Here is a 6,000-nt window from a genome sequence, read left to right as displayed (position 1 = left end):
GGGTCACGCCACATTGCCATCAACCTAAGCTTTTGAGATACCCCCCATAACGAAATTTTCACCTTTTTACAGTTATTTATGAGAATTCAGCTCATTTTTTCGTTTTGGGGAACAATCAATTTCTTAAGTTGATGGGTATGTGGTGCTACCCCATACAAATAAAAAGTTTGATTATAAAGTTTGATTATATATAATCAAACTCAAAAACTCTAAATATAAGGTCTGGTTTTGTTTTATTATACTATTTACCCTATATTCATTTAAAGTTCATGTCTTTTTTGTGTTGGCGTTATTACTAGAAGAGTAGCGGTAGTAAATAAAATGCTTTCTCCATATGCTTGAAAATAGGGGTAACTGCCATCTATTCAAACTCAATATTATTTTGGGTTTAACTGGTCACTGCTTATGGGCAGTATAAGCATAATCTCTCTTTTAAACCTTCTAACACTTCTTCAGGCACTTCCCTGATTTTGATATCCTTACCTAGGAAAAGTAGCCAATTTGTTATCTCTGTTAATTCATCGAGATTGTTAACATTGATAAAAGTCTTTAGAATGGCTGTGGATTGATAAGGATTTGTATAGGAAATAGAAATTTTTATAGGATGGTATTTTTTGAACTGGGCAATCGCTTTTGGACCAAGTTCAAGTACAAGGTTGATTGCTTCGTCCTTTTTACTGAGTTTTTCTAAAATCTTTTTCTTATTTAATCTCTTTTCCGTCGTATAGGGTTTGACATTAATGAGACAATCGACAAGAAACATCTTCTTTTTTTCTTCTTTTATGTCAAAGCCTTCAATTATCCAATGGCTTTTTTCTTGATAAAGGTGTAGTAGATAAATTGGATAAGAATTAATTTCCTCCTCTTCTTTTACGGTAATCAATAAATGACTATCAAAAAGAAGGATTTGGATGAGTTTTTCTAACATAGGATGGGGGAGGTCAGAAAGCTCAAGTAGGTCGGGATTATGGGGGTTAGTTCCTTCAAAAAGAAAGATTTGATTTAAAAGAACAAGGTCATCTTGCTGGATTTCTGAGATGAGTCCTAGTAGTTTTTCAGCTAGAGACTGACGACTTTTTAAATAGGGAAGTTGTTGATTTCTTGTAGCCATAAAGGCAATAAAAAGAGCTTTGACCTCATTATCAGTAAAGCGAACAACGGGCAGGATAGAGTTATGCATAACAAAATATCCCCCATCCCTTCCAACTTCAGCGACAAGTGGCATCCCCATGGCTTCAATCTCTCTAATGTCTCTAATAGCTGTCGATCGTGAGATGTTAAATTCTCGTATGATTTCAGAAATTGTAAAGTGGGAGCGGTTGTTGATGTACCGCATGATGGTATTAATCCGTTCAACTTTTTTCATGTTGGTCTCCTAAACAGTATCATTTTTTGACATGATTTAAGGATATTATAAACTCATCAGATGAAAAGATAAATCATTTGATTAATTTAAAAAAGAGGAAGGTTTTGAATATGAAAAATTATACTTTAGAAGAAAAAGATAGCTTTATTGTGTTAGGTATTGGAACTGAACTTAAGAGCGAATACACAGACTTTGCTGGAATAAATAAAGAAAAGGAAGACTTTTGGTGGGCTGTTAAACAAGATGGAAGGCTTGAGACTTTAAAAGCTTTAGCCAAAAATGATTACATTTTTTCTGTGAGCGAAGCGGTGAATAACAAAATGATGTATTATGCTGGTGTTATGACAGAGGCACAAATACAAGAAGAATCTAGAGTTATCCAGTTTCCTATGGGGGAATACTTAGTAGTTCAAGGGGAAGGTAAGACGGCTGAGGAGATGAGTAATAAGCTTACTGGCATTGCCTTTGGTCAAGTCTTACCAGAAGCAAAGGATTTTGCCTATGTTGGTGGGCCAAATACAACGGTTGAGATGGGGCAGCGAAACGGCTTAGTATTTGGTGAAATGTGGATTCCAGTTGTTAGGAAGTAAAGAGTTAAAAGGAGAGATGGAATTGTCCAATATCGTAGATTTTAAAAATGTAATTACAGCCGGTTTAGAATCTTCACCTGTGGCAGAAGCGCTTGCTGGTTTACGCGCCCATGAAGCCCGCTACTTTATGAACAAATACAAGCATGAATTTATGGTTGTACCAGCTAGTGAAAGCGAGGAGACTCTTGATTATGTGAACCGTATTTTGAAAGAAGAACGTGATATTGAGTTTGCGGCTAAACCTTTAGAAACATCGTGTTTTCAAGTGGAAAATATTAAATTTTCCTATGTCTTTTATGAGGATGGTCTTGCAGTCAATGTCATGTATACATTGGATAACCCGAAGAAGCGAGCTGTTGGATTTAAGCTTTCTGAGGGAATGGAGGTACCAAAGGAGTTAGAAGAGAAGTTTAAGTTTGCTAGGCAGAAGTCTAAACTTGCTGGAACAATTCGAGGTTCGTTTTTTGTAATAAAAGGAGAATATAGTGCAAGTTGAAGAGTCAGTCATTTGTTATATTGAATTATTTTTTTAAAAGGCGCGATTAAGGCTAACGATCTTGAATTGTTAGCCTTTTTTTACATAAGTAAATAATATTTACAGTCTGCTACACACTACGTTCTGATAAAATAAAAGGAAATTACTGTAAGGTGGTGGTGGGGTGAGCAAAAAAAGGCTATTTGAGTTATTCTTAGTAACTTTTGCTTTACTGTTCCTTCATGTAAGTACATTTACTAATGAAAAATTGAACGATAAATTTGGTAACTTAACCTTCTTTGTTGTATTTATCATGTTTTATATCAACGTTGCATTTATAGAACGGTATTTTGATGATATACAAAAGTGGATTCGAAATATCACATTTCTTCTTGCCCTGTTAGTAGTAACTTTAATATCACTATGGATAGGTTACTTTTAAAGCCTTGTGATCACGAAAGTCCCCAGTTTAAAAAAATGGAGGGCTTTTCATAGTCTTCTAAATACAGTGAATCCCGATAATAATACGCTATGTTAACCTTATATGAATAGGCATACATTAATCTTTTTTCTCCTCAATCATGATAAAATGGACGATAAGAAATTTATGTAAGATAAAGGGGTGGAAGATTCATGGTCAGTTTTAGCACTGTGCTAGCTTTTGCAATTGTTTCACTTATCATGGTTTGTTCACCTGGGCCTAACATGATTTATCTCATTTCTCGCTCGATTACGCAGGGGCGTATGGCAGGATTCATTTCTCTTTTGGGTATCATGCTTGGCTTCATAATCTATATAATTGCAACGATGTTCGGACTTACAGCCCTTTTCCTAGCTGTTCCCGCTGTCTATGAAGCAGTAAAGTGGGCAGGTGCAGGGCGTGTTTTTTCATTTTAAGGAAATTTTGTTTTGTTATCTTTCCTTAACAACAAACAAGACGCCAACCAGATCATGGTAGCGCCTACGATAATTACTATTGGTTTAATCATTAACAAGTATATCTGGATCCTTTTTCAACATATACGAGAAACCCGAAATAAATACGATACTAAATATAATAATAGAAGACCACATATTAAAATGAAATTCTTTACCTACAACTAAATAGTAGATGTTATGGACCAAGAAATTAGCACCTATGATAATCCCACCTAACATTGAACTAATTACAAGACTGATTAAATAAAATTTGAGCTTCTGAAACATTTCCCCTCTACTCTTTTTCTAAAATTAACTTTATTCAGGATGTTTTAGAAAATTATACTATTTATTTTTCTAATATTCTTAAATCTATAATATATTTAAGGTTATTTTAAGAGAAGAAGAATTGCCTACCAAAATGTCCATTTCGGGGTTTCACCAATATACCCATCAAGCTAATGAAACTAGTTGCCCCAAAGCAAAAAATGTATATTTTCACCTGGAGATGCCAATTTTCTCGTTTTGGGGATACTATAAAATTTTAGGTTGATAGCCATGTGGTGCTACCCCCATTATGTTGAAAAGGAAAAGAACATCTGTGGAACTAGTGGTGACAATAGAGTTGTTCCACAAATGAGACAGAAGAATAGTGTGCTCTATCTGGGGAAATTGGAATATTTATGATTATAGAAACTGTAGCTATTGAAAATAGAACAAATAAAAGCTAAATAACAATAATATAATCTCTTTTCTAGATATGCCTTTATCAAGAATCAAAGAACTTAATACCACTTAGTACAAAAGCATCAGAACTTGGGCTATAACCAACTAACTTTCTTGTTCCTTCAATATCAATTCGTTTAAACCTGTTGTTAGATACACCATGTAAAATTGAAAATGGAGGTAAGTTCTTTGCCGTCATCGACTTTAAGAGAAGGTCCATAAAATCTTCTGGGCTTAAGTATGCACTCATATCTCTAGCTGTTAGTGGTTTACCATATGGATTATAATCATCATATGCACCTATACGAATAGCAAGACTTTGTAACCCTTCTTCATAAGCAAAATAAGAAGCAACAGCCTCTGCAAAACACTTACTTACCCCGTACATATTTTTGGGTCTCGTGGGTGAATAAGCATGTGGTTGATAATCCAAAGGATAGCCTTCAATTGTTTGAGCACTGGAAGCAACTATCACTTTGGATACATTATTATCACTAGCAGCTCTAAAAATATTATAGGTTCCCTTTATATGATTTTCTAATAAGGAGCCATAAAAATCAGCATTTGGCGAAGGATTACCTGCCAAGTGTATAACTATATCTATACCTTTCGTAAATTCTTGACAAGCAGCTAAATCAGAAACATCTAAATATACGATTTCATGATTTGTATCTTTAAAAGTTTCTAAAGCAGATAAGTTAATATCTGCTAGCCGTAACTGGTAATTCCCTTGCTTATCTAGGAACCTTGTAACATCTTGGCCAATCTTACCTGCAGCACCTGTAACTAAAATTTTTTGCATTTCACTTCATCCTTCCATGAAAAATACATCCCTTGTCAAGGGTCATATAATAGAGCATGCACTTATTATATGTTGGTAATGGCATTAAATAAAACGAAGAAATATAATGGAAACATGAATAAAATTCATGAGGAGGACCATAGTGACTTTAACAAAATATGAAATATTTAACAAAGTGGCAGAACTCAATAGTTTTACAAAAGCTGCAGAAGTGTTAGGTTTCACCCAATCTGCTGTAAGTCATGCAATTAGCAGTTTGGAAAAAGAGTTTTCCTTTCCTTTATTTATTCGTAATCACTCTACTTTAACATTGACTAAAAATGCAGAGGAGCTTTTAATTACCGTTCGGAAAATTTTATACTATAACAACATGCTGAAGCAGGAAGTAGCCGCTATCAATGGGTTCCAAAAAGGAACAGTAAGAGTGGGGGTTTTTTCGAGTATTTCTAAAAACTGGATTCCTGGTATTCTTAAAAAAATGGAGGAAAAGTTTCCAAATATTGAAATCGAATTACTGGAAGGAAACTATGCTGAGGTTGAGAATTGGTTACAAAACGGGAGATTAGATTGTGGATTTATTAATAATGATACTTACTTTGAATCATTTGAAAAATCCTTTGAAATCGTACAATTGAAGAGGGATCGACTTTTATGTGTTGTATCTAACCAATCCCCATTATGTAAGGAAAACCAAGTATCAATGCAACAAATAGAAAATGTACCTTTTATTATGCCAACATATCAGTGTTATGATGATATTCAAAAAATATTTAGGGAGAATAAAGTTAGCCCCAATATTCGATTCGAAAATATGAATGAATACTCAGTGATCTCCATGGTGGAGAATAATCTAGGAATTAGTATATTGCCAGAGATGATTATACCGACATCAAAAATTTCTTTTGCAGCCATTCCACTTGAAAGTGATAGCTATCGAACTATTGGATTAGCTATAAGAAAACCAACCTCACTCGCGACTAAGAAATTTTCTGAGATTACTAAAAGGTGGGTATCATTTGAATCAATTTAATTTTGCCAAAATCTGAGTTATTTAAACTGATATGGTTCTTCTTGAACGGAGCAGATTAGTTCAATAAGCAATGAGAAAAAGTTATATATTATG

7 protein-coding genes and 1 pseudogene are annotated in these 6,000 nt (G+C 34.1%); 5 read left to right on the top strand and 3 right to left on the bottom strand.

Translation table 11 applies throughout. The features are described from left to right. Positions 1-403: 403 nt before the first annotated feature. The gene (locus FT637_RS19950; protein WP_193647775.1) at positions 404-1,366 is read right to left on the bottom strand and encodes a helix-turn-helix transcriptional regulator; all 963 of its coding nucleotides are present in this window, start codon (positions 1,364-1,366) and stop codon (positions 404-406) included. A 110-nt stretch (positions 1,367-1,476) separates the two neighbouring features. On the opposite strand from FT637_RS19950, the gene FT637_RS19945 reads away from it, so the two are divergent. From FT637_RS19945 to FT637_RS19930, 4 genes and pseudogenes are all read left to right on the top strand, one after another. Beyond that, positions 1,477-1,956, top strand: a complete 480-nt coding sequence (locus FT637_RS19945) for a GyrI-like domain-containing protein (RefSeq protein ID WP_193647774.1) — start codon at positions 1,477-1,479, stop codon at positions 1,954-1,956. Next, the gene (locus tag FT637_RS19940) at positions 1,943-2,452 is read left to right on the top strand and encodes a phage tail protein (RefSeq protein WP_193647782.1); all 510 of its coding nucleotides are present in this window, start codon (positions 1,943-1,945) and stop codon (positions 2,450-2,452) included. The genes FT637_RS19945 and FT637_RS19940 overlap by 14 nt, the downstream gene beginning before the upstream one ends. A gap of 163 nt (positions 2,453-2,615) precedes the next feature. Then, on the top strand, positions 2,616-2,873 hold the full coding sequence (locus FT637_RS19935; protein ID WP_078176689.1) for a DUF3963 domain-containing protein: 258 nt from the start codon (positions 2,616-2,618) through the stop codon (positions 2,871-2,873). A gap of 191 nt (positions 2,874-3,064) precedes the next feature. Further along, positions 3,065-3,307: pseudogene (locus tag FT637_RS19930) on the top strand (LysE family translocator); the annotation flags it as partial. Between the two features lie 105 nt (positions 3,308-3,412). On the opposite strand, the gene FT637_RS19925 reads toward FT637_RS19930, so the two are convergent. Together FT637_RS19925 and FT637_RS19920 are read right to left on the bottom strand one after the other, a co-directional pair. Next, positions 3,413-3,637 (bottom strand): hypothetical protein, encoded by a 225-nt coding sequence (locus FT637_RS19925; RefSeq protein WP_193647773.1) that lies wholly within the window; start codon positions 3,635-3,637, stop codon positions 3,413-3,415. A gap of 481 nt (positions 3,638-4,118) precedes the next feature. Continuing rightward, positions 4,119-4,877 (bottom strand): NAD-dependent epimerase/dehydratase family protein, encoded by a 759-nt coding sequence (locus FT637_RS19920; RefSeq protein ID WP_061675664.1) that lies wholly within the window; start codon positions 4,875-4,877, stop codon positions 4,119-4,121. A gap of 142 nt (positions 4,878-5,019) precedes the next feature. On the opposite strand from FT637_RS19920, the gene FT637_RS19915 reads away from it, so the two are divergent. Beyond that, complete coding sequence (locus FT637_RS19915; RefSeq protein ID WP_002142572.1) at positions 5,020-5,907, top strand: LysR substrate-binding domain-containing protein; 888 nt, start codon at positions 5,020-5,022, stop codon at positions 5,905-5,907. The last annotated feature ends 93 nt before the right edge of the window (positions 5,908-6,000 follow it).

This window comes from Bacillus cereus (assembly GCF_015071065.1).
Lineage (GTDB): Bacteria > Bacillota > Bacilli > Bacillales > Bacillaceae_G > Bacillus_A > Bacillus_A cereus_BA.
This window is presented reverse-complemented; position numbering and strand designations above follow the sequence as displayed.

Excerpts from the sequence above, each read along its gene's own strand:
- FT637_RS19925 (WP_193647773.1), bottom strand. The coding sequence starts at position 3,637 with ATGTTTCAGAAGCTCAAATTTTATTTAATCAGTCTTGTAATTAGTTCA.
- FT637_RS19920 (WP_061675664.1), bottom strand. The coding sequence starts at position 4,877 with ATGCAAAAAATTTTAGTTACAGGTGCTGCAGGTAAGATTGGCCAAGAT.
- FT637_RS19950 (WP_193647775.1), bottom strand. The coding sequence starts at position 1,366 with ATGAAAAAAGTTGAACGGATTAATACCATCATGCGGTACATCAACAAC.
- FT637_RS19945 (WP_193647774.1), top strand. The coding sequence starts at position 1,477 with ATGAAAAATTATACTTTAGAAGAAAAAGATAGCTTTATTGTGTTAGGT.